General features: G+C 45.4%; 1 protein-coding gene. It reads left to right on the top strand.

Annotation, left to right across the window (positions count from 1 at the left end):
- The first annotated feature begins 14 nt into the window (after nucleotides 1–14).
- Complete coding sequence (locus ACHAL6_RS15510) at nucleotides 15–1703, top strand: IS1634 family transposase (protein ID WP_395271556.1); 1689 nt, start codon at nucleotides 15–17, stop codon at nucleotides 1701–1703.
- The last annotated feature ends 98 nt before the right edge of the window (nucleotides 1704–1801 follow it).

Raw genomic sequence — 1801 nt, forward strand, 5'->3', positions numbered from 1 at the left:
TGGTATAATAAAGTATGTTTGTAAAAGTAATAAAAAACCGCGAAGGCACACAATATGTTTCAATTGTGGAAGGTTATCGCGACAAAGACAAGGTGAAACACAGGACCATCAAATCTTTGGGAAAGCTGAAGGATCTGGAAGCCGGAAATCCAAATTATCTCACGGAACTTAAGGAGGACGTCAAGGCAGGAAAGTATCAACCGGAACCGGAAACCCTTTCACTGACCCTCGATCTGAAGAAAAAAATCTCGAACCCACTCCAGAACTATGGCTGGCTGCTGGTAGATGAAATCTACCGAAGCCTGGGAATCGACAAGGTTCTCAGTCGTCATCGAAAAGGAACAAAATCTAAAATCGACTTAAACGAAGCCTTGCGGCTTCTGACGGCGATGAGAATTCTGGATCCTCAAAGCAAATGGAGAAGTGTGCAGTCCCAAGGAGTACTGTTCGGCGACTTTAACCTCACCCCAAAGGACGTCTACCGTTCCCTGGATACGTTCAGCCTGCTCAGTGAGGAGATTCAGCTGCAGATACACCACTCCGTCACCAGCAGTGTCGGACGAACGGGTGCATTGGTGTTCTATGATGTGACGAACTACTATTTTGAAACGGATCTGGATGATGAGCCCCTCGAAATGGACGGGGAGTCAATCCCCGCATTTCGAAAACGTGGACCCAGCAAGGAAAAACGTCCCAATCCGATTGTCCAGATGGGACTGTTCATGGACACCAATGGAATCCCTATCGCCTACCGGCTGTTCCCCGGAAATTGTGTTGACGTTAAAACATATCTCCCTGCTGTAGAGCAGATTAAGAAGCAGTTCGGCATCGAAAGAATCGTTGTCGTAGCGGATAAGGGGATGAACAGCAAGAACAATATATCAGAAACACTCCAAAAGAACGACGGTTATCTGTTCAGCCAGAAAGTCCGCGGTACGCGTGGTGCCCCTAAAGATATCCAGGAATTCGCTCTAGACCCTGAAGGCTGGATCGCAAATGAGCAAGAAACCTTCGCCAAAAAGTCTATGATTCGCAAAAGAATTCTAAACAAGAAAGAGATCACTGAGAAGATACTTGTAACTTGGAATCAGAAATACGACTTTCGCGAGAAAGTCCGTCGCAGGAAGTCGGTGGAATATGCAGAAAAACTGACTGCAGGAGAGAGGTTCCGACTGACCATGAAAAAAGGTGGAAAACGGTACTTAGAGGTGGAAAGTTTGGACGAAGAAACTGGAGAAATCAAGAGGCTCACGCCTCATATTTCCATCGATGAGGATCAAATTGCATTTGACGAGCAGTTTGACGGTATCAGCGTCCTGATTACCAGTGAGACAGAAATGAGTGATGAGGAGATGCTGACCAGCTACCGCTCACTAAGCCGCATTGAAGACTGTTTCAAAGTTATGAAGACAACCTTTGATGCCCGTCCAATATATGTCTGGACACGACCTCATATTGATGCACACTTTCTGGTATGCTTCATCTCCTTAACAATCATGCGCTTGTTGGAACAGAGACTGAATGGACAATTCAGCCCTGAAAGAATTCAGGCGGCACTGCAAAGTGCGCAGTGCCGCCCAATGGAACAAGGATATTGGGAGGTCTTCGGAAACGATGATTTTCTGGGAATCAATGAAATCCTTGAGAAAAAGTGGAACCGCCAATATGTTCCATTGGAAGCTCTGAAAAAATATGGAAAGTAATATGTGTGTACAACAAGAATAAAATGCAAAAAACAGCTAGAACCCTTGTCTTAAGGTGTTTCTAGCTGTTTATGCTTCTTACAACTGTCAAACTCGGG

This window comes from Proteiniclasticum sp. C24MP, assembly GCF_043951855.1.
In the GTDB taxonomy this organism is placed as follows: Bacteria; Bacillota; Clostridia; order Clostridiales; family Clostridiaceae; genus Proteiniclasticum.

What these genes read in the sequence shown, in the direction of transcription:
- ACHAL6_RS15510 (WP_395271556.1), top strand. Translation starts at nt 15, where the DNA reads ATGTTTGTAAAAGTAATAAAAAACCGCGAAGGCACACAATATGTTTCA.